The 22691-nt window shown below is 27.7% G+C and carries 19 protein-coding genes; 2 read left to right on the top strand and 17 right to left on the bottom strand.

Features of this window, described 5'->3' with window-relative positions; translation table 11 throughout:
• Positions 1-99 precede the first annotated feature (99 nt).
• Positions 100-372: a hypothetical protein gene (locus HCG76_RS17290; protein WP_221701489.1), complete on the top strand. Its 273-nt coding sequence runs from the start codon at positions 100-102 to the stop codon at positions 370-372.
• A 54-nt stretch (positions 373-426) separates the two neighbouring features.
• Here the strand turns inward: HCG76_RS17290 and HCG76_RS17285 are convergent, their stop codons facing one another.
• The 15 genes from HCG76_RS17285 to hsdR form a co-directional block, all read right to left on the bottom strand.
• Positions 427-1701 carry an HAD hydrolase family protein gene (locus HCG76_RS17285; RefSeq protein ID WP_221701490.1) on the bottom strand — a complete coding sequence of 425 codons (1275 nt, stop codon included), beginning with the start codon at positions 1699-1701 and terminating at the stop codon, positions 427-429.
• 202 nt (positions 1702-1903) lie between these two features.
• Positions 1904-5140 carry a ligand-binding sensor domain-containing protein gene (locus HCG76_RS17280; RefSeq protein ID WP_221701491.1) on the bottom strand — a complete coding sequence of 1079 codons (3237 nt, stop codon included), beginning with the start codon at positions 5138-5140 and terminating at the stop codon, positions 1904-1906.
• Positions 5141-5301: 161 nt separating this feature from the next.
• Positions 5302-5952, bottom strand: coding sequence for a zinc-ribbon domain containing protein (locus tag HCG76_RS17275; RefSeq protein WP_221701492.1), 651 nt, complete (start codon positions 5950-5952; stop codon positions 5302-5304).
• A 222-nt stretch (positions 5953-6174) separates the two neighbouring features.
• The gene (locus HCG76_RS17270) at positions 6175-6753 is read right to left on the bottom strand and encodes a CAP domain-containing protein (RefSeq protein ID WP_260458184.1); all 579 of its coding nucleotides are present in this window, start codon (positions 6751-6753) and stop codon (positions 6175-6177) included.
• 281 nt (positions 6754-7034) lie between these two features.
• Positions 7035-7658, bottom strand: coding sequence for a superoxide dismutase (locus HCG76_RS17265; protein WP_221701494.1), 624 nt, complete (start codon positions 7656-7658; stop codon positions 7035-7037).
• Between the two features lie 184 nt (positions 7659-7842).
• A complete protein-coding gene (locus tag HCG76_RS17260; protein WP_221701495.1) occupies positions 7843-8772 on the bottom strand; it encodes a DUF2935 domain-containing protein in 930 nt (309 codons plus the stop codon).
• Positions 8773-9115: 343 nt separating this feature from the next.
• Positions 9116-9481 carry a hypothetical protein gene (locus HCG76_RS17255; RefSeq protein ID WP_221701496.1) on the bottom strand — a complete coding sequence of 122 codons (366 nt, stop codon included), beginning with the start codon at positions 9479-9481 and terminating at the stop codon, positions 9116-9118.
• 179 nt (positions 9482-9660) lie between these two features.
• On the bottom strand, positions 9661-11229 hold the full coding sequence (locus tag HCG76_RS17250) for a recombinase family protein (protein ID WP_221701497.1): 1569 nt from the start codon (positions 11227-11229) through the stop codon (positions 9661-9663).
• A gap of 80 nt (positions 11230-11309) precedes the next feature.
• On the bottom strand, positions 11310-11504 hold the full coding sequence (locus tag HCG76_RS17245) for a hypothetical protein (protein ID WP_221701498.1): 195 nt from the start codon (positions 11502-11504) through the stop codon (positions 11310-11312).
• A gap of 86 nt (positions 11505-11590) precedes the next feature.
• On the bottom strand, positions 11591-11905 hold the full coding sequence (locus HCG76_RS17240) for a hypothetical protein (protein WP_260458185.1): 315 nt from the start codon (positions 11903-11905) through the stop codon (positions 11591-11593).
• Positions 11906-11946: 41 nt separating this feature from the next.
• Positions 11947-12132, bottom strand: a complete 186-nt coding sequence (locus HCG76_RS17235) for a hypothetical protein (RefSeq protein WP_221701499.1) — start codon at positions 12130-12132, stop codon at positions 11947-11949.
• A 426-nt stretch (positions 12133-12558) separates the two neighbouring features.
• Complete coding sequence (locus tag HCG76_RS17230; RefSeq protein ID WP_221701500.1) at positions 12559-13311, bottom strand: hypothetical protein; 753 nt, start codon at positions 13309-13311, stop codon at positions 12559-12561.
• A 99-nt stretch (positions 13312-13410) separates the two neighbouring features.
• Positions 13411-14886 (bottom strand): restriction endonuclease subunit S, encoded by a 1476-nt coding sequence (locus HCG76_RS17225; RefSeq protein WP_221701501.1) that lies wholly within the window; start codon positions 14884-14886, stop codon positions 13411-13413.
• Between the two features lie 2 nt (positions 14887-14888).
• Positions 14889-16307 carry a class I SAM-dependent DNA methyltransferase gene (locus tag HCG76_RS17220; protein ID WP_221701502.1) on the bottom strand — a complete coding sequence of 473 codons (1419 nt, stop codon included), beginning with the start codon at positions 16305-16307 and terminating at the stop codon, positions 14889-14891.
• A gap of 2 nt (positions 16308-16309) precedes the next feature.
• Positions 16310-19573 (bottom strand): type I restriction-modification system endonuclease, encoded by a 3264-nt coding sequence (gene hsdR / locus HCG76_RS17215; RefSeq protein WP_221701503.1) that lies wholly within the window; start codon positions 19571-19573, stop codon positions 16310-16312.
• A 233-nt stretch (positions 19574-19806) separates the two neighbouring features.
• Between hsdR and HCG76_RS17210 the strand changes: the two genes are divergently transcribed.
• Positions 19807-20892, top strand: coding sequence for a P63C domain-containing protein (locus tag HCG76_RS17210; protein ID WP_221701504.1), 1086 nt, complete (start codon positions 19807-19809; stop codon positions 20890-20892).
• A 359-nt stretch (positions 20893-21251) separates the two neighbouring features.
• On the opposite strand, the gene HCG76_RS17205 is transcribed toward HCG76_RS17210, so the two are convergent.
• Together HCG76_RS17205 and HCG76_RS17200 are read right to left on the bottom strand one after the other, a co-directional pair.
• The gene (locus tag HCG76_RS17205; protein WP_221701505.1) at positions 21252-21743 is read right to left on the bottom strand and encodes a TIR domain-containing protein; all 492 of its coding nucleotides are present in this window, start codon (positions 21741-21743) and stop codon (positions 21252-21254) included.
• Between the two features lie 22 nt (positions 21744-21765).
• The gene (locus tag HCG76_RS17200; protein WP_221701506.1) at positions 21766-22593 is read right to left on the bottom strand and encodes a macro domain-containing protein; all 828 of its coding nucleotides are present in this window, start codon (positions 22591-22593) and stop codon (positions 21766-21768) included.
• Positions 22594-22691: the final 98 nt, after the last annotated feature.

Here is a 22691-nt window from a genome sequence, read left to right as displayed (position 1 = left end):
GGTATTATTTAGTATCGCAAACCTATTGTATTTCCTTGGGCTGAGAAGAGCAATGTTCATATAACTTAACAGATCGATCATTGTTCTTAGGAGGTTAATATGAAAAAGTATAAAAGCGAAAAAATCAAAGAAGTTATCCATGGAACCGATGAAGATCTTAATCTACATGAAATAAAAGCTAGAACTGGTGCTGGAAATGGATATAAACATCATGATCACGATCATGATATTGAATTTGGTGAAGAATTAGGTGAATTTGATAAAAATCATAAAAGTCATAAAATAAAAGAAGTTATTAACCAACATGATGGCAATTTAAATTTACATGAAATAAAAGCTAAAACTGGTGCTGGAAGTGGTCATAAGCATTAATATAAAATATAAATAAAATTGAGCTATTACTTTGCTACAATAGCTCAATTTTATTTATTCCCAGAAATAAGGTTCATATATTCTTTTTAATCTTTTAACTATTTCATTAGATTCATTTTTATTTGTCTTTATACTTTTTCCTTCTTCTGTACTTTCAAAAGTTATTATATCATCAGCATTAGTTAATTCTTTAATATATTTAATCATATTTTCCTTAATTGCCTTCTTATTATATATTTTTATATAAGAATATCCTGGGAAATCATCTGAACTATATTTTAAAATTTTAAATTTATCTATATATCCTAACTTCTTCATTTCTAAATATAGTTTTTCAATTTTTACTGTTTCATCTATAAGCATTAAATAAACTGCCCCATATCTTTCTGGTAATTCTTCTTTAATATAATTCCTATATGGAGACGATCTAAGGGTATCATAAATTTCCTTTTCTATTGGATTTTTAAAATCACTATAATAAATAACTACCGAATCCTCAATCACTACATTTATAAAACAATGTAAGTTATTTTCCTTAAATAAATTTAAAAATCTCTTTGTTTCTGAATGTGTCATTTCATATACTTTTAAATATCTCTTGTCTTTTACATCAAATAATATAGCACCATCCATAGCTATTACAGGAAGTTTTATTCTTATATCCTTCAATGCTTCTAGTAGGGCTGCTGGTGTTCTCATAGTTGCAATAGTAAATTTTAGACCATCATCTAACATCTTATTTAATTCAATCTTACTATAAGAAGTTAATGTATCATTCATATTTAACAATACTCTATCTAGTTCTGAAACAAATAGTAGGTTATTTCTTTTCTTTCTTGGAATTCTAACGGTATTTATTATTAACGCTAAACCTATACCTATCATGGTATCTAAAACTCTATTGAATACAAAGAAATATGGATTTTTATCAGTAAGATGATTAACAACTATACTTAAAAAAACTACACAAGAAAAGTAAGATGAATTCTTTTTATTTATTAATACAGTTGTATATATAACAGGTATTATTAATATGGATATTGTTAAATATCTAATAAATTCATTATCAAATGGTAATAAATAATATTCTAATAATATCATTATTAATCCATAAAAGGCTCCTATCATTGTACCTATTGTTCTTTGTTTTGCATTTGCCCTTGCATTGCTAGGATAGGGTTGCATACACCATAAAACTGATAATGCTGTATAAAATGGCGCTCCTTGTCTCCCCCTAAGTAAATAAATAATAAATCCTAACAGTACTCCAATTGATGATTTAATAATACGCATTCCTATTGGTGGAAGTGCTGTTGATTTAACTTTCATTAATATCCTCCATATCTAATTATCATTATTTATTAATAATTTATATCATAAATTAATCTAGCTTAAACTATATCATCATCATTTATTTTATGCAATAAAACTTCTAATTCTACTATGTTTACTTCTTATACTTAAGTATTAATATAGTTATTCTTATAAAACTAAAAGAAGGATTCAAAAATGAATCCTTCATTATTTAAAACTATTTACTATATTCTATTATATCCTTATTTTCTTGTTTTACTGGAAGAATAACTATAAATTCACTTCCCTTTCCAACTTCACTTGAAATCTCTATAGTACCGCCATGTAACTCTACTAATTGTTTACTTAATGTTAATCCTAATCCGCTTCCTCCAAATTCCTCTGAAGTACTATTATAAGCTTGATCAAATCTATTAAATATTGATTTATGCTTACTCCCATCAATTCCTATTCCTGTATCTTTGACACTTATTTTAACACATTCATTATAATCACTTACCCTTACTTCTATTACACCACCTTTTGGGGTGAATTTAACAGCATTAGATATAAGGTTCATTATAACTTTTTCAATATCAGAACAGTCACACTGAATTATTTTCTCTTCTATATCAGGATCTATTATAAGTTCTATTCCTTGTTCTTCTATATAATCCTTCATTGATAATGCTAATTCTTCAACTAAATATACAATATCATACTCTTTTATATTTAATTTATAACTTCCTGACTCTATTTTGGAAGTATTTATTATATTATCTATTAACCTAATTAATCGATTAGAACTTCTCTTTATAGTATTCATATAATGAGATATTTTTTCTCTAGATATCCCCTCTTCTCTTTTATTTAAATTATCTACTACATGTTGAGCAGAAGCTATAATATTAAGAGGAGTTCTTAATTCATGAGATAAGTTTATAAAATAGTTATTTTTATACTTTTCATTGGCTAATAACTTTTTGTATAGCTCTTCATTTTCTACTAACTTTTTATTTAACTCTACAGTCTTTTGAGCTACTAGTCCATCTAATATCTTAACCCTATTCCATATAATATATATTATACCTATAAAAATAGCAAAATATATAAAATAAGCTAATGTAGTTTTATAGATAGGTGGATCTACTATTACATTAATACATGTTGGTTCACTAAAATCACCTTTTGCATTTCTTGCACAAACCTTAAAAACATATTTTCCTGGCTCTATGTTTATATAGTTAGCATAATTTCTTTCCCCTGAATTAATCCATTTATTATCTACTCCTTCTAACATATAAAAATACTGAAGGTTACTACTTGAATAATAAGGTAAGAAAAATTCAATTTCTATCATATTCTCATTATAATCTAAATTTATTGTATTGCTTTCTTTTTCAGATAATACCTCATTACCACTTATAAATTCATCAATTTTCACCTTCGGTATATCATTTTTTATTTTTATATCCTTTGGATAAAATGATGTAAATCCATTTATCCCACCAAAAAACATTTCTCCACTTTTACTTTTATAATAAGAATATTGATTAAATTCATTTGATTGTAATCCATCATCTTCATTAAAATTTATAAATTTATCTTCTTTTATATCAAACTTAGATATACCATAATTAGAAGAAAACCATAAATTATCTTCTTCATCAAATAATAGTCCATAAATAAATGAATTATTTATTCCATCTTCTTCATTATATAATGTTATATTATTAGTATCCTTATTTAATTTTACTAATCCAGAATCCGTTCCTACCCAAAGATAACTATCATCAGAGTTTATAGAATAAATTCTACTATAAAACTTTTTATCTCCATTTAAGTTATATTTCTCAAACTTTCCATTAGTATATCTTATTAATCCATTATCAATATCTGCAGCAAACCATATATCTCCATCCTTATCTTGATGGATATCTAAAATAGAACTTTCAGTTATTCCTGCCTCTAATAGTTGTTTACTATAATTAACTATATTTCCATTTCTATCATAACTACATATTCCACTATGAGTTCCTATCCACAATACACCATTACTATCTATTAATAATGATAATATATCACTAGATGATAAACCATCACTTTCTTTAAAGGATTTTATTGTATCAGTCTCCTTATTATAAAAATCTAAACCATTCTGCGTAGCTATCCAAATTTCATTATCTATACCTGTTATTTCTCTTACCATATCATTACTTATTGATATACCTTCTTTATAAGATGATTTATTTTTTATTTTTTTTACTATACCACTTTCTCTATGAATTATATCTATTCCACCCAACATAGTTCCAACCCATAACAAACCTTCATTATCTTCATATATTCCAGATATATATTGTTCTGTTACAGAATCTGTATTTAACTCACTAGTTCTATAGCTCTTAAACTCATTTGTCTTATTATAAGTACTTATTCCTCCTAGAGTACCAACCCACATCATTCCAGAATTATCTTCAAATACAGTATTTATATCGTTACTAACCACATTAGAAAAATCATATTTGTCAGATTTTTTTCTATTAAATACATTATTTTTTTCATCATAATATACAAGTCCGTAATCAGTTGCTATCCATACCTCTCCATTACTGTTTTTTAATATATCTTTTATATAATCACCTGGTAAATCTGTACTTTTACTTCCTGCAAAAAACCTTTCTATGGTTCCATTATTTAAACTTATTTTGTTAAGTCCTAAATAGCATGTACCAACCCATAACTCTTTATTGCTATCATCATAATATAAACTAGATATATAATTTCCTGAAATTGAATTACTATTATTATGATCATATAAATACTCTACAACTTCACCATTTACTTTATCTATTTTATTTAACCCTTCTTTAGTACCAATCCAGTAATCTCCATACTCATCTTGTTCTAAAGCATTTACTATCTGACTTGAAAGTTCGCCCTTTTCATATCCTTCTCCATATATTCTTGTAAAATCATCTTCTTTTTCATTATATATATTTAATCCATCATTAGTTGCTACTAATATTTCTCCATCCTCGCCTATTAGTATGTCTCTAATTCTATAATGAGATATATTACATCCATTTTCATTTGGTAAATATCTAGTTATCTTATTGTTGGATATATCAATTTTATTCAAACCAGTTGTAGTACCAACCCAAACATTCCCTAATTTATCTTCATTAATTGAAGTTATTGTATTACCACTTAATGAATTTTCCATTTTCTTATTTTTTCTATATATCTTAATTTTATGTCCATTATATCTATTTAATCCATCTCTTGTACCAATCCATACATAACCATTACTATCTTGGAATATGGCTTCAACGCTAATTTGTGATAATCCCTCATTTATATTTCTTACTTTAAAACTATTTAAATCATTTATTCGCTGTGCATTTACATCTATATTAATGTTTAACATAATAATTATTAAACAACATACTACCCTTATAAAACCCTTAAACATTTTTCTTACCCCTTTCTTCCCTCCTTAATTAATTCGACATCATACTTTAATATCCTTTTTTATCTAATTATGCATTATTTTTTTATTTTATGTAATAATATAAATTTATTTATAAAAAATAAGAAGAGTTAACCTACTGCTAACTCTTCTTATCTTTTATATTACTGTCTATTAAAATAGTTTATTCCATCATTAGGCTTAAAATATGTTCTTATGTATCCATCTGTTGATACAAATACTATTTCATTTTTATTTTCATTATAATATATTTCATCTCCATCTTCTGCTTCAGTTTTATGTTTAGAATCTGGTGATTTAATAACTTCATTTGCTCCTTCTACATACTCCTCTTTTGATGTATACCCAAATTCATTTCCATGCTTTAAGAAATGATCTTCTAATAATTGATCATTACGAAATTGAAAAGAAACATTAGTACTTTGTCCATTTTCTAAAGTTGTTCCTATATCTGTCCAATTTAATTCTATATTAAATAATTTACCTATTAATAAAACAACAAGAACTAACCCAGCTATTATAATATTTCTAAATGTCTTTCCTTTTCCATTGTGATTGATATTATTTTTTATAGTTGTAGAACTATTTCCGTCCTTGTTCTTTATATTATCATTTTTATTACTATTTATATTCTCATTCTTATTTGAATTCTTACTTGAACTATTATTCTTGTTTTCTTTTCTACATTCACTACATCTCTTAGGCAAATCTAAGTTCTTATCCTTAAAAAATTTAATTTCTGAATCTGACAATACAAAATCTTTTCCACATTGCTTACAATTTCTTTTTATCACTGAATACCTCCACTTTACTTCTTTCTTAATACTTTAAAGTTATTCTTATATATATTAACATATTAACATTAAAATATTAATTACTATGTTATCATATAAATCTTAAAAGGTAAAAAAATATTTTAAAAAGGTATTTAACTGAATTATTTTAGATTGTTCAGCTAAATACCTTATATTATAAAAATACTCTTGTACTATTCATATTCTAAATTATATTAATTTTTATTTATAAAACTCTTGAGTTGCATACACCCTATTTCCACTCTGATATACACCTATTCCAATACTATCAAAATTAGTTGATAATATATTCTTTCTATGACCTTCTGAGTTCATCCAATTTTCCATAAACTTATTTGCCAGCGCTGTTGGATCTGTAATTCCGCCTATATAAGCTATATTTTCTCCCCATGCTTTATATGAAACTCCATCAGCTTTCATTTTACTTGTTATATAGTTACCACTTAAATCTGCATGGCTAAAATAATTGTTATCTCCCATATCTTGTGATTTAATTCTTGCATATTTCTCCATAGTAGAATTATAACTTAAAGGTGATACTCCTGCTTTAGCTCTTTCTTCATTTACTTTATTAAAAATAGCTTGTTCAACCTGTGCCATAAATTTATCTGAAACAACTGTATTATTTTCAGTACTTCCTTGATTTGTTGATGGTTTTACTGGTCTATTATGCACTACTCTTCTAGATGTTGTCCCACTATTAAATGTAGCTGCATTAGCTTGTACACCTCCGGCAAATATTGTTCCTAATAATAATAATCCTATTACTTTCGATTTCATTTCCATTCCTCCTATAATTTGAACCAACTTTCTAGTTCATTTTTAGTCGTTATGTACTTTTACGTCTTAAACAACTTGTCCATCTAATAGTAACATGAATACTTACCTTTTATAATAGTGGATTACTACTAAATCTACCTTTTATAATCTTTTAGTAAAGTTATTATCACTTATAGTTAATAATTTTAATTTTGTTATTACTTGTCATATTAATTTAACTTACATAAGAGCTAGTAATACTCTACTAGCTCTTATGTATTATTTTTCTTTATATAATATTTCTATTTCTTATTACATTCTTTTAAATAATTTTCTTCTATCTTACTCCAGTCTATTATATTCCATATATTTTTTACATATTCAGCTCTTAAGTTTTTATATTTTAAGTAATAAGCATGTTCCCAAACATCAATAGTTAATATAGGCTTCATTTTAAAAATTAATGGCGAATCCTGATTTGATGTAGATATAATATCCAATTCTCCTTTTTCATTTATTACAAGCCACCCATAACCTGATCCAAATTGATTTATTGCTTTATTTGATATTTTCTCTTTTAATTTATCTAAGTCCCCATACTTTCTGTTTATTTCATTTAATAAAATTCCTTCTGGACATTTTTTAGGTTTCTTACTTAAAATAGAAAAGTAAAGATTATGATTAGCTACTCCTCCCCCTTGATTTATTACATCCTTTCTTATTTCCATAGGAATTTTTTCAACATTAAAAAGTATTTCTTCTAATGTTTTTCCATCAGTAAATTTTTCATATCCTTCAAGTATCTTATTTAACTTATCTACATATCCCTGTAAATGCTTTGTATAATGAATACATACTGTTTCTGTATCAATATACGGATTTAAATCTTTAAATTTATATTGTAGTGGCCATTTATCGTATTTCAATATAATTACTCCTTTTTAATTAAAGCATTTATTATAAACTATTCTTAAAAAAATTGAATTATTCTTATAACAATTGAAATAGTATATCTACTTTTTCAAATTTTTCTACAAAAAAGAATTAGCTCAATGAACTAATTCTTTAAACTTGAAAGTACTATACAATTTTTCTAGTGTATCTAATATTTTATACCAACAATTTTTTACAATTATTCAACAGTCTTATATAGTGATTAGCTTCTCTTAATACATGATCTGCAAGAAGTGGTAATATTATAGATTTTATTTTACAGTCAATTATTCCTCCTACACCAGCTTCCTTAAACTCCTTTAATTTAGTTGTCTCTATTAATGTCTCATTTGTAATACTAGACATTTTCATATCAGTCATATTGCTTGTTTTTTTAATCAACTCATTATAATCATCTGCAAACTTATCTGAAGTATCTATTAATTTATTTTCACTAGGATCAAGTAGCCCTCTAATAAATAAGGTATGTTCCATCATAATTTCATCCCAAAACAATTCAGTCTTTCTAATACTTGAATTATTATAATCCTCAATATCCTCACCATTCTCAAGTAATTTTATATATGAATGATATAATTTAGCCTCATGTATTATATGTTCAATTAATGATGGATAATTCAAAGTAAATAATTCACAAAATAACATCCCATCTAAAATCCTCATCTTTAAATCTATAAGACACTCTATTAATTTTATAGCTCTATTATTAAGTTGTCTCACATATTTAACTGTCCTGTTATCAGCATCTTTTTTATTTTTACACTTTAATTCTTGTTCCATTAAGGTTATCTTAAAGTTTATATTTATCCCCGTATAATACTGTGTCTTTTTTTCTGCATTTAAAGTATATTTAGTAAATATTTCTCCAGAATTTATTACAGATTGTATATTCCTTCCTTCACTTACCCTTATTGTATCTAGTAGTAATTTCTCAAACTGTATTTTGTATCCATTAGCTTCCTTAGAAAGCTTACTATTCTTAGGTGTAAATCCAGCTTCTAAAAAAATAGAATGTTCCTTCATTATTCGTGCAAAAAATAAATGTAATTCTAATGACGAAATGATATATTTTTTACTATCTAACATACTTTTCTCCTATAAGAATTTTACTTTCATTATACTCTTAAGCCGTGCTTTATGTTCATCTATACTTACCACTTCTAATATGGCTTATTTGTCCACAATCAAATTTAATTATTTAATGGACTATCATTTATTATTTCTTCATTATAAATTTCCCCATCTTCAAATTCTGCATATATATATAAGGAAATTCTAATCTCATTTTTACAATTGATATATGTTCCATTTTATTGCCTCATTAAATAAAAAAGTTTATTATCGTTAATGTTATTAATATTATTGTTAATATGAATATTACCTTTAACAATTTTTTTATCGTTTTATTAATTTTATTAACTTTGATTAACTAATGTATATTTATTATCTCAATATCTGTAGTTTTATCATAATCTAAAAGATAATTGATTCTATTATAATCTACTAATTTCTTTGAATCACCAATGCTAACTGCTGTTACTATTATTGTTACTCTTGCCTCTTCTGAAACAATATCTACTACATCCATGCAATCTTCTACTAGTTCCTCATCTCTTGTTATTTCAAGTTTAGTTTTACTAACAAGTGTATAGTTACTTATTTCTTTTTCTACTCTTTTCTTATATTCATCTTCTGTAGTATATAACCCTAATATTTCTGCTTGTTCTTGATCTATACATTCTGATTTACTATCATAAGAATATTCTATTAATTCTACTAAATATAATTTATTCATATAATACTTCTCCTTTGCTATAATAAATTTTGTCTTTTAATATATAAATATTAATTTTATAAGTATAGCAAAAAGAGTTAGCTTTTACACTAACTCTATATCTTATCTGAAAGTACTATACAACTTTTGTAGTCCCATCAACACAACATAATGCATACGCATTTTTAATATTTATTCTATCACATTTTCCATACTGGAACTAATACCTTTTTAGAATGAACTTTTATTGATACAAGCTTATTCATTAGTTCCTCTCTTGTTAATTCATCATGACTTACTAATAATTCTTTCTCCAATAGCTGAATCTTATGTTTAATCTTATTTTTCTCAGCATCTTTATTTCTTAATAACTCATCTAATGAACTATTCTCAGCTTCTAGTTTAGATATTTCTTCTTCTATGATACAAATCTTCTTTTCAACTAAATTCTTAGTGCTTTCAGTAGCATTGGATAAGAACTTATCTAGTAATTGATCTATCGTTTCTTGTCTAGTCTTAATTTCGGTATTATTATCCTTTATCTTAGCCAATACTTCTATGTCTGTTGCATTAGCAATACTACTAAGTTCATCTTTTAATTGTTCAATCTTAATCTTATTCCTAAGTTCAACATTATCATAGTAATGTAGTCTCAGCTCTTCAAGATACGTTTCAACTTGCTTTACAGATAGATTTTCTGCATCACATACTACTTTTCCTTTGTTCTTCTTAGTAGCACATATGTAATATGGATTTGTATTAATAGCACTTCCTAAAGACTTACTATGACATATGTAATAAGACTTACCACAGTTTGCACATATTATTTTTCCTTGGGTATCTCTCTTAGAAATATTCTTCCCCTTGTTCCCATGTAATAGCCTTTCATTTAGTGCCTTATGAGCTTTTTCGAAAGTATCCTCTGAAATTATAGGTTCAATTCTATCATTCTTTTGAACTAGCCATTCTTCCTTCTTATTTCTTTTAGAGGTATGATCTTCTGTAAACAAGCCTACCGACTGCCATATACCCCTAACATTGAAACCACAATACTTCTTGTTATGCAACATATTTTTTATAGTTGAAACTGAAAAGTGCTTTCCCTTTCTGTTTAACATATTCATTGCAGTAAGCTTACTACTAATAATCCTATATCCATTACCTTCAATACATAGTTTGAACATTAATCTAACTATTTCTGCTTCTCCTTCAATAGCTATCAAAGTATTATTATCTCTATCAAACTCATAGCCATACAGCTCATTATTTCGTATCTTATTAGCCTTAGCTGATGCTTGGTTTCCCCACTTTGTACGTTCTGAAATATTTCTACTCTCTTCTTCTGATAATGTTAGTAGCAACTTTAGTAACAAAGAATCCTCAGAACTTGCTGTATCCTTATTTATATCTTGAAAGTATATGCTTACTCCTTTTTGTTCTAGTAATCTCCATATAGTAACTGCTTCTGTATTTCTTGCAAATCTAGTAATTGATTTAGTAACAATCTTATCAAATTTAGATTCTCTGTACTCATCTAGTTCAAAAACAAACTTTGTCTTAGTTGTGTAGACTTTCTTAAGTCCACAAGCTAATAACATTTCTTGAAATCCCTTTCTCCTTCTAATGTTGGTGCCTGTTTGTCCTTCATCATAAAATATTGTAACTTCATCATTAGGATACAATGACTTAATATATTCCTTTTGATGTTTTAAACTTGACTTTTGTTCCTCTTTATCTGTACTAACTCTGCAATAAACTGCAATTTTCATTTCTTCCACCTCATATGCATAATGATATGTTGATGAGACATAAAAGGTTAATCTGATTATAGCAAAATAAGAGCACATATTCATGCACTCTTTGTAATTTTCTTGATAATTTTAATTTCTTCTATTGCTCTTAGTAGCATTTGCCTTTGATAATTGTTCATATCACACTTAAGCATGGAACATATTCTCTCCATAAGTTTTTCATTGTTCTCTTCTTCTACCACAAGCATATTAAAACTTAATAGCTTTCCATCAATTACTCTTACATCTATCATAACTTTACACCTCATCAACTCTTTTTCACCCTACTATATGAAGAGGCTCTTCAAAATGTAAAAATAACTAAGATAAAAATCTGATTTTATAGTAACTTATATGAACTACACTCAAATTTGAATCCATCAAAAGGTATTTCATCTATGTATCTTTCACCATGTATAAACTTAGACTTATCAATTGTATTTAATAGTGGGTATCCATATTCTCTATACCTTTTAATTAGTACGTGTTCATAATACCTAAGATCTTTTTGTGTTAAATTGTATCCCTTTTTTTCAGTATCACAGATCCAAATAGTAATAACTTTATTGGATAAATCTATTCCTCTTTTTTTATACATATAGACAAAATGTCCACTATCCTTATTATTAATATGCCTAGATATTCGATGTGGCATATTATTTGTACTTCCTATGTACCAAGGAACATCATTTACCTTTATGATATAGATATAACTTCCACATTGATTATCATATCTAACTTTATCAGCCTTTCTCGTACATACTTTGCAACTTGATCTAACTCCATTTTTTTACTACTATCCTTATTAAATTCTGTTATTAAACGAAGTTCCTTACACTTACTACATTTCTTTTTTATTAGCTTTGCTTCTGATAATTTCATTACATTTTTCCTCCTTGATTTTCTTCAAGCTACTATATGTATTGATTCCATTGAACGTAAAAATCTATTTCTATTTCAAAGTTCATTTTTAGGATTTTTTCCTGAAATATTTTTAAAGCTAATTAATCTGATTTCTAAGAAATATTTTTCACAGTTATGGTAGTGTACCCTACAAGATACTTAATAAAAAAAATAGATACCTAAAGTCTTAAATTTAGTATCTATCTTTAAACTACCATAGCAATTAAAAACCTTCAGGTTTTTATCTATTACTTTTCTATTTTTTCCATATTTATTTCTATAATCTTTCTATAATTACTTGTGCCTTTTTCATCATTGCATTAGTAATAATTTATAACTGCAATATGTAAATTTCTTTATAGTGATATTTTAATTATTTAAGTGTGATGTGCTTTTTATTCCTACTTAATCTACTATTGAATAGTAGATTACTTCTTTAGTCACACCTTTTTCAAGTATATTGTGTTCATGTACATAAGATTTTCTTATTTTAATAAGTTTCTTTTCTACTAACTCTTCAGTTATAGTTCTAATAGCTTTCTTACTACTATTTGATAACCCTATTAATTGCAACAAATATTCTTGTGTAATTGCTCTTTCTACAAAATGTCCTTCTACACTGCTAAAGCAAAGCCATCTTAAATTACAGTATGTCTTAAATGCATTACTACTTAAACTACCTACTACATTTTCAAATACTTCATACGGCAATGTAATAAATTCACCACTAACATAATTTATTTCAAACCATGCTTCAGTTGAATTTTCCTCATCTACTTTCCATTTCAACTCTAGTTCATTAGTTTGCATTGCTAACATACTATTAATTTGTTCCTTAACCTTCTTTGGTTTTAAACCTAAATGTTTAGCAATTGTTCCTATGTACTTATTAACTTTGTCTACACTTACATGTCTTGTATTACTTCCACTTTCATTACAATTAGTTACATAACTTATTGAACTAATGCAAGCCAATATTCTAATATCTATACCTTTAATTTTTATTAATACTCCTGTAGGTATAACAATATTATTTTGTGTTGTTCTAAATACTCTACTTTTATTCTCATAATTTAGTTCATTCTTACTTTCTAATTTTACATTGTTATCTTCAGGGTAATAACTTTCAAATTGACTTGATGGCATTTCAAAATTCATAATAATTCTCCTTTGCTTTTCATTCTATTCGCACTACTCTATGCAAAGGATTTTTGATATGTAAAAAGCCTTGGTTATTTTATAACCAAGACCTTTACTCTACTCTTTATTCAATATCTCTTTTAATAACTCCAAAGCACTTTCATCCTCTCGACAGTTCGTTCCAAGCTGTCCTCTGAATGCTTTTGCTAAGATTGATTTCCTAATTAATTCAATTTGATCTTCTAACTGAGTAAGTTCTTCTATTCTAGATTCTTCCTGTAAAATATTATCTATAATTCTTACTATTTCTTTCTGTTCTTCTAAGGATGGTAGCGGTATAGGAATTTTCCTTAAGTCACCAAGGTTTATTCTTTTTCTTGTTGTTCCCTTTCCTAATCTTTCAGCTATATTATTTATTTTAGGTGAATTTATGCAATGCATAATATATTTTGTCGATACTCTATAATCGACACTTAATTTTATGCAATCAGCAACTATTACATATTTCTTCTCAAAATCAGGTATCACTGTCGCTCTTGCTGTAGGTGCTGCCATCTTAGCTATAGCTATATCACCTGGTAATGCAATGCATCTACTTAGCTCATTTGCTTTCTCTTCTGACACAAATTTTTTGTTACTATCTTTCCAATATCCGACACCTATGTTCTGTAATTGAATTAATCTAACTCCAAATTCAGTATAATCGCAAGTTTTTAGATTGCTACCAAATGGACCATCTACCAATGAATCTTTATTTACACGAGATATATCATTCAGTATACACTGTTCCCATACTTCTGGTATTGGAAAACCTAATTGTATATCTCCTCTATCTTTCAAATCTTTAATGTTAACATTCTTTTTATCATTTAAGATTTTAGCTATAATTTGTGATTTATTCTTAATACCATTTTCTGCTCTCCACTCTTTAGTCAGTTCACCTCTAAAAGCCTTCTCCATTATAGCAGACTTTCTTTTTTCAAAATCCTCTCTAGCTTCTTCTATTAATTCTTTAGCCTTATCTAGCTTTTCAAAAAGACTTTCTATTTTACCAACAATTCTTTGTTGCTCTTTTATTGGTGGTACAGGACATTTATATTCCTTAATAATCATTTGAGATATATTAGGCTGTGCTCCACCTTTTCCAAGTTCAATGAAATTATCTTTTTGAGACAATAAATAATAAAACATAAACTTATTATTTATTAGCAATTCATTACACTCTATAGCTGCACATGCTTGATTAGTTGTTGCATCAATACCTAATATAGCAACCTTTCCAATAGTTGCACCATACATAGCTAATAATACCGAACCCTTAATAAATATCTTAGCACTTGATTTTTTTATTGCTTCATCTGTAATCTTTTCTTCTGCATCATAAATGTAATTGTTGTTTAGTTCCCCTGTTTTTATCCATGGTATTTTTCCCTCATAATATTCAGGATGTTTTCTAGAAGGTGTACCTCCTGATCCCCACTTTCCTAAATACCCCAACTTTGTTAATATCCAATTCTCAGGTACTTCGTAAGGTGTATCTTTAACAATAGCATCTTCTAATTTCTCTTCTAACGTCATTTTCTTTTTAGCCATTACTACTCCTCACTTTCAAGAGCTCTTAATTCTTTAATCACGCTCATAAGTAAGTCTGTTGCTTCTTCTAACTTTGCTACTGCTTCTTCTGCACTTTCTATTGGATCTGGTAAATCTTCATAGTCAAGTATTGAATCATCCTTAATTAGTCCTAAATCTAAATTATCATTTTTTTCTTTGATTTGTTCTCTAGTAAACTTATTCCATCTTTCATCTTCTACTTTTTCTCTATCTTCTGCAGTATAAGCTTTAACAAATTCATCAAAATGAGATTCTTTTAATGCATTTCCTTTATTAAAGTTTTTCATATTAGTTCTTAAATCATAGAACCATACATCTTTAGTATTTCCTTTATCTTCAGTTCCTCTTGTAAAGAATAATACATTTGTCTTAACTCCTTGAGCGTAGAAAATACCTGTTGGAAGTCTTAGAATAGTATGAAGATTACACTTATCCATTAAGTCTTCTCTTATTTTAGTTCCATCACCTTCTTGGAATAGAACATTATCAGGTAATACTACTGCTGCTCTTGCTTTTCCATCTGCTTTTAAACTTCTATAGATATGTTGTAAGAAGTTTAATTGCTTATTGGATGTCATAAATGTTAAGTCATCTCTAGTAGCTCTTTCTCCACCTTTCTTAGTACCAAAAGGAGGATTTGAAAGTACTACATCTAAGTCTTTCATTTGCTTTCCTTGATTAGTTAATGTATCTCCTAATATGATATTTCCTTCAATATCATGTAGCATTGCATTCATAAGTGCTAATCTATGAGTTTCATGAACTAGTTCACATCCTGAGAATGCTTCTGTTCTTTGAAACTCTGCCAAATCTGTATCTAAATCAAAATAATTATCAGTCTTTTCTTTTAAATAATGGTCTGCTGCAATCATAAATCCAAATGTTCCTGCTGCTGGGTCATTACACTTTTCTCCTGGTTTAGGATCAACAAGCTTAACCATAATATCTATAAGAACTCTTGGTGTGAAGTATTGCCCTGCTCCTGATTTCTTTTCTGATGCATTCTTTTCTAAAAGGCCTTCATAAAGATTACCTAATCCCTCTTCCTTTGCAGAGTACCAATCTAATCCATCTATTGTTGTTATTATCTTTTCTAAGTTCTTTGGTTCTTCTATGTTAGTAGATGAACCTTGATATATTTGTTGTACTATACCTGTTGTTTCTTCCCCTAAATGATTTAATAGACTCTTGTAGAAAGTCTTAAGTTCTATTCCACTTTTTGATTTTAAATCATCCCACTTATATCCTCCTGGCAACTTACTTTCTGCTCCAGTTTCTTTTGCCATCTTTAAGAATAGTATATAAGTTAATTCAGTAACATATTGATGATAAGTTATACCATCATCTCTTAGTACATTACAAAGATTCCAAAGTTTACTTACTATTTCTTGTGTATTCATTATTAGCTAATCTCCTTGCTTTCAAACATATATGTTTTTAATTTCGTTAATATTTCTCCTAGATTTCCATTAAACAGCTTTTCATTAAGTCTGTCAAATCCACCACTTTGTGCTTTAAATGCTCCGGTATCTAATGTTTCTTTGTCTATAACTACTTCTTTTAGCATAACCTTTTCTATTCTATTAATCCAATTTTCTTGATGCTTAGTTAAATAATATTCTCTTTTAATTCTTGCAACAGCTCTTTTAACTCTTTCCTCATTAGATTCTAAAGGACTACCTAAAGCTTGTTGTCTAATAAATGCAATTATATCTGCAACTATTTCTTCATGTTTTAAATCCTTCCAAGCTGTCTTTAAATACTCTTCATTAAAACCATTACTATCTAATATTGCTCTTAATTGTTTTAAACTTTCCTTAGTTAAATCCTGTGGTCTGGTGCAAACAATTTCTAAAGCTTGAATTGTATTTTTATTTTCTTCAATGTAATTTTTAAATTCTTGAATATAGTCTTCTGGTTTCTTACCTTTTCCATATCCTCTAGTATGTGATACAAGTTTATCTTGTGTTTCTGATATTATTATTACCTCATCACTACTATACTTCTCATCAAGATATTCTATTAATGCATTGTTACTGATAATTTGCTTAACTGCATTATCTGTATCTGTGGATTTTAACTCTTTTATAAATTCCTCGGGAGTTTTATCATTACATAAACTCTTAAATATTAACTTTTCATTTTCATCTATTAACTTCTTCTTTCTTTGAAGTTTTGCAATAACCTTTTTAACTGTAGCTTCTTTTTCCTCTTCACTATCAGCTCTTTCTAAAGTTTCTTTTAATATTTTAAAGCTAGCTCCTTTACTTGCAGCAACTGGCTTCATATTAGTCATATCTTGTAGTGCTTCATAAAGTCTTACACCGTCAAATATCTCAAAGTGATTTTTATTTATTTCATCACAAAGACGAGTTGCTCTTCCTAACATTTGTTCATAAAGTATTCTTGATTTTACTCTTCTTAAGAATACTATTTTATCAATTTTGGGAACATCTATACCTGTAGATAACAAGTCTACTGTAACAACTACATTAGGATATCTTTCATTTTTGAATCTCTTAATTGCTAAATCTGGATCTTTAATTGATCCTGTAATTTTAAGAATAGAATCATCATCAACTCCACCTATAGTTTCTCTAAATATTTCTTTTAATAATCTAACTATCATATCCGCATGAGCATCACTAGCTGCAAATATTAAAGTTTTTCCTTCATCATTTTCTGGATCAATATACTTTGCTATTTCTTCTAATGCTACTCTTGTATGTGATTCTATAATTACCTTCTTATTAAACTGATCCACTTCAAAATCAATATCATCTTCAAGCTCAGCACCATTAATAAGTTCACCTGTAAACTTATTATATTTTGCCACCTTATCACCTTTATTATAATGAACCCCATCTCTTGTTAGTTCAGTTTCTATTAAATGTGGCGGCTCATGGTCTACAAGATACCCATCAATAACAGCATCTCTATAGCTATAATTATAAACAGGCTCACCAAATATCATTGTTGTATGAAGTGCAGGAGTTGCTGTTAATGCAACTTTAAATGCATCAAAGTATTCTATTACCTTCTTATATTTACTTAAGAAATCTCTATTATCTCTCCATTCAACTTCATTATCAGTCATTTCTTTGTCTAAGGTATAACCCCTATGAGCTTCATCTACTATTATGCAATCATAGTCTCCAACTGATGGCACATTAGTTTCTTCTTCGTTATACATTATTCTCTTAACCATAGCTTGTACTGTTGCTATATGAATTTTAGTTTCTTTATCTATTAATTTTTCATCTAACCCATTTATGTTATAAATTTGATTCAATGTTTTTAAATCTTCAATCTTAACTTCCTTGAATGTATCCAGCGCTTGAGTACCAAGAGAAGTTCTATCAACCAAGAAGAGAATTCTTCTATATCTCTTAGTTTTAATTAATCTATAAATCAAACCTAATACAGTTCTTGTCTTTCCAGTCCCAGTTGCCATAGTTATTAAAGCAGATTGCTTATTTTCAATAATAGCCTTTTCTACAGCTTTAATTGCATCAACTTGATAATATCTAAGTCCAATACTATTTTCACTTTGTAAAAATTCAAAACTCATATCATCTAAAGTCTTATTTGCATTAGCAATATCTTCATTAATCATAGATTCTAGCTTTTCTGGTGAATACCATCCTTGAAGAACCTTAGCATTATTTTTAGAATTCCTACAATCTAAGAAATGAACACCACTTTTATCTTGTACTTCTTTTATATACTTTCTTCCATTAGAAGCAAATAGAAATGGTACTTTATATCCATTCCACTCTGAAACAACATAATTATTATGTTCTTCTTTTACACCTTTTGCATAAGTCTTAGATTCAATCATAGTTCCTGCAACATCTTTTGAATACTTCTTAGCTTCAATAAATCCAACAAGCTTTTCTCCAATAAATAAAGCATAATCTACTGCTCCATTTCCCTTTTCTTTTGAGTATGTTGGCCATTCTGCAATAGCTAAATTTCTTCCTTTAGCAGGCCTTGTCCCTTTTGAATATCTAAGGTTAATAGTATCAGCTTCCCATCCTGCTGATTGTAGTTGAGCATCTATTATTCTTCTAGTTTCAACTTCACTTAATTCAATATGCTTACTAGCCTTTTTACCTTGAATTTTACGTTCTTCTAACTGCTTCTTATCTTTTTCTTGTGCTCTTAATTTCTCAAGTTCAGCTTCTAAAGCTTTTACTTTTTCATCATACTCTTTAGCTATATCATTAACATTTTCACCATATTCATTTTCTGTTGGCATACCAAAAGGTTGTGGCTCATAACTCCAATCACCGTATGTTTGCATAAACCAAACAGCTAATTTGTATGTTAATTCTAACTGTATCTTTGCTTTTTCTATATCTTCATACATATCATGCGTTGCATTATTTCTTTTAATTCTTATCATATGAAGAATACTGTCGATATCCTCAGGAATTAAATCTTCCTTTTTAAGTAGCTTAATTCTATTATTATGACTATTGTCATGAGCTATTAATGTCTCATCAACCTCTTCCATTGATACCATGTACTTAACTAGTATCTCTCCAAACATACCACACTTAATAAATGTAGTATTGGAATCTATATAAAGGTTTCTTTCTGCTAATCGTCCTAAATTATCAAGTATTGGCCATCTTTCTTTTAAAAAAGTAAAATTCCCCATTAAACCTTTCTCCCCTTCTTCCTTATTATACTTACCTTTATTATAATCTAAATTTCAATCTATTTATACAAAAAAGTATCTTATAATTTAATCCTAACTGGTTTATTATTCCTGAAAATCCACTATAAAACTAATTACAAATTCATCAGATATTGTTAATATTTAACCATAAAATTAGGTCCGTATTTTTCTATCTATCATTAATATCTCGGACCACTGCTAGGAGGACTAAAATGGAACTTAAATATGTAGAAAAAGCTTTAAAAATGCCACATACTACTCCAGTTGGCTACTATCTAATTGGGCAAGATAAGGTGTTTTGTTCAATAAAAGATAATAAAATCCAATACTTCAATGAATCTCAAAAAGATTTAGTTGAAGCTAACATAGATTTTTTAACACCTCAAAACTTTATTGATATTCCACGTGCTGTAGTTAGTGAAAAAGACTTGATAATCGGTGATATAACAGTACGTTGTTGCGTTTTAAATGATGGTAGAAGAGTAATTAAAGATAAGTCACTTTTCTCTGCAATGGGTAGGACTAGAAAAGGTGAAGTGCGCGTAGAAGGCTTTCCTGCTATAATAGGTTCAAAAACACTTGCTAATCTATACTTAGAAATGTACGGAAATGATATATCTCCTATAGATAGATTCGAAGTTGCTGAATTTACTGGAAGAACAGGTTTATGGTATGATGCTAATTCTATACCAATACTCTGTGACTTATATCTTGAAGCAGAGGCTAGGGGATTTATATCTCAAGGTCAAGAGCATGTTTTACAAAGAGCTAAAATATTACTAAGAGCTTTAGCTAAAGTTGGTATAACTGCACTAATTGATGAAGCAACTAATTATCAAGATCAAAGAGGAAAAGATGAGCTTCAGTTATTACTTTCTAAATATATAACAGAACACTTACAACCTTATTCAAATGAGTTTCCATCAGAGTATTTCGAGAACTTATTTAGATTATATGGAATCCCCTATGATCCTACAACAAATAGAAGACCTAGATATTTTGCTCAATTCAACTTAAAATATGTATATGATATGCTTGCACCTAACGCCGTAGAGGAGATTGGAAAGTATAATCCTACCATATACAATGAAAATACTAAAAGATATGATCGTAAGCATAGAATGTATAGACACTTAACAGAAGATGGCATTAAAGAGCTTCGTGAACATCTAAAGCAACTTGTAACAGTTATGAAACTTTCAAAAGATATTGATGATTTTAAAATTAATTTTGAAAATGTTTTTGCTGATAAAATAGAAACATTAAAACAACTCAAATTGCAACTTATAAACAATTAATATTTAACCTTTTTATACCATTTTATTTTTGCTAAGAAAATAAAATGGTATAATCTTCTTAAAGTTTATTTTAAGGAAAAATATATGAAGTCACTATTTGATTATACATGTAAAAACTATAGCAAATTTCAAAATGTAGTATTGGAATCTATTTAAAGATTTCTTTCTGCTAATTTCCCTAAATTCTCAAGTATTGGTCATCTCTCTTTTTAATAAGTAAAGTTACTCATTTTTCTCCACCCCGATATTAATTTTCTAATACTATTTTAACATCTAAATAAAATGAAGGAATAGATTTTTTCTACTCCTTTGTTTTTAGACTAATTATTATATTATTTCCATAAATTTAATCTTATAATTTAACCTATTGCATTTTTTACTGACTGATAATCCCAATAGAGTTTACCATCTTCACGATAACACATAGCTGCATGAGTACCTTCATATCTTAATGCTTCAGGACATTTACTTCTATCAACTGACGCTGAATTATACAATACAACAATTCTTATTCCATCACGTAAAGCCTTGTCACATTCATATTCAATAAAGCTCTTATTACTGGAACTTCCACACTCATTGTTTTTAAAACAATAATTACACTCTCCTGCTCTACGTGATTTAGTACCATTTCCTACAATAAGCACAAATGTCTTTGATATATCAAGTCTTGTCCTAAGAGATGCTTTAATACTGCAATTTTGACTGCTATCGCTAGACTGTGTTATTTCATGAGCATCCTTAAATGATAGCCCCCAGTACTTACTATCATTCCATTTATGTAATTGTTCAACAGCATCTTTATCTCCTGTCCAATCACCTGCTATATAAGTTTTAGTCCTACGTGTCATAAATAATATCTCCCCTCTTAAATTATTTAATACCTTTTAATCTATAAAAATTAATTTTATCTTTTTGTGATTCATGAATTATTATTGTTACTTTTGATGGATAATTAAACTTTACCCTACTTACCTTAAATGACCATATCAACAGCTCTAAAAGTTCTTGATGTGATATTGTCTCATACTCCTTAAACCTTGTAATTCCAGAACCTAATAAAGGAATTGAAACTGATCTTCCTGCATAAATTCTATCTATCTCATTCCAAAAATTCATTAAACAATTTATGTAATCATGCATATATAAATATGCTCTGTTACTATTATCAAATTTCGAAAATGCTGTTAATAAATACTCTTCAACTTCAACAGTAGATCCCAACCTATACTTTATCTTTTTCCCTCTTCTTCTGGAATTATTTTCTTCTTCTATTTTATCTTTTAGTTCATCATCATCTATGATTAACTTATCAAGTTTAGCAACATCCTTCTCAACATTTTTTATATACAATCCATTAAGGGATTTTTCTGAAATTATTTTATTATCTACAATTGTATCAAAGTACTCATTAAAAGCTATTACCTTCAACCCATTTTCTTGAAAAACATCTCCAACCTTAACTTCAATGACTGAATTATTGATTTTTATTTCAACCTTTTCTAATCTATTAGCTTTTCTCCATAACACTATATAAATACCTACTAGTATAACAATAAAAAATCCTGCGGCAATAACTTTACAGCCAGTAGGAACTTCTGCAAAAATAAATATAAATGAACAAATTAAACTTAAAACAGATAATATGCCATAGTATTCTTTTATCAACTGCTTATCAAATAACTTTATCTTCCCCTTCATAATTCCCCCTATTAAACATATTCGATCTGTTAAGTTATATGAACATTGCTCTTCTCAGCCCAAGGAAATACAATAGGTTTGCGATACTAAATAATACC

The sequence above is a fragment of the Clostridium sp. K13 genome, assembly GCF_019734195.1.
In the GTDB taxonomy this organism is placed as follows: domain Bacteria; phylum Bacillota; class Clostridia; order Clostridiales; family Clostridiaceae; genus Clostridium.
The sequence above is the reverse complement of the archived record's forward strand: the minus strand, read 5'-3'. Positions and strand labels throughout refer to the sequence as shown.

Bases quoted from the DNA above. Each gene is read 5' to 3' on its own strand.
- HCG76_RS17255 (WP_221701496.1), bottom strand. From the start codon at position 9,481: ATGAATAAATTATATTTAGTAGAATTAATAGAATATTCTTATGATAGT.
- HCG76_RS17240 (WP_260458185.1), bottom strand. From the start codon at position 11,905: ATGCCACATCGAATATCTAGGCATATTAATAATAAGGATAGTGGACAT.
- HCG76_RS17225 (WP_221701501.1), bottom strand. From the start codon at position 14,886: ATGGCTAAAAAGAAAATGACGTTAGAAGAGAAATTAGAAGATGCTATT.
- HCG76_RS17245 (WP_221701498.1), bottom strand. From the start codon at position 11,504: ATGATAGATGTAAGAGTAATTGATGGAAAGCTATTAAGTTTTAATATG.
- HCG76_RS17285 (WP_221701490.1), bottom strand. From the start codon at position 1,701: ATGAAAGTTAAATCAACAGCACTTCCACCAATAGGAATGCGTATTATT.
- HCG76_RS17205 (WP_221701505.1), bottom strand. From the start codon at position 21,743: ATGACACGTAGGACTAAAACTTATATAGCAGGTGATTGGACAGGAGAT.
- HCG76_RS17280 (WP_221701491.1), bottom strand. From the start codon at position 5,140: ATGTTTAAGGGTTTTATAAGGGTAGTATGTTGTTTAATAATTATTATG.
- HCG76_RS17210 (WP_221701504.1), top strand. From the start codon at position 19,807: ATGGAACTTAAATATGTAGAAAAAGCTTTAAAAATGCCACATACTACT.
- HCG76_RS17230 (WP_221701500.1), bottom strand. From the start codon at position 13,311: ATGAATTTTGAAATGCCATCAAGTCAATTTGAAAGTTATTACCCTGAA.
- hsdR (WP_221701503.1), bottom strand. From the start codon at position 19,573: ATGGGGAATTTTACTTTTTTAAAAGAAAGATGGCCAATACTTGATAAT.
- HCG76_RS17235 (WP_221701499.1), bottom strand. From the start codon at position 12,132: ATGAAATTATCAGAAGCAAAGCTAATAAAAAAGAAATGTAGTAAGTGT.
- HCG76_RS17250 (WP_221701497.1), bottom strand. From the start codon at position 11,229: ATGAAAATTGCAGTTTATTGCAGAGTTAGTACAGATAAAGAGGAACAA.
- HCG76_RS17220 (WP_221701502.1), bottom strand. From the start codon at position 16,307: ATGAATACACAAGAAATAGTAAGTAAACTTTGGAATCTTTGTAATGTA.
- HCG76_RS17270 (WP_260458184.1), bottom strand. From the start codon at position 6,753: ATGAAATCGAAAGTAATAGGATTATTATTATTAGGAACAATATTTGCC.
- HCG76_RS17290 (WP_221701489.1), top strand. From the start codon at position 100: ATGAAAAAGTATAAAAGCGAAAAAATCAAAGAAGTTATCCATGGAACC.
- HCG76_RS17260 (WP_221701495.1), bottom strand. From the start codon at position 8,772: ATGTTAGATAGTAAAAAATATATCATTTCGTCATTAGAATTACATTTA.
- HCG76_RS17200 (WP_221701506.1), bottom strand. From the start codon at position 22,593: ATGAAGGGGAAGATAAAGTTATTTGATAAGCAGTTGATAAAAGAATAC.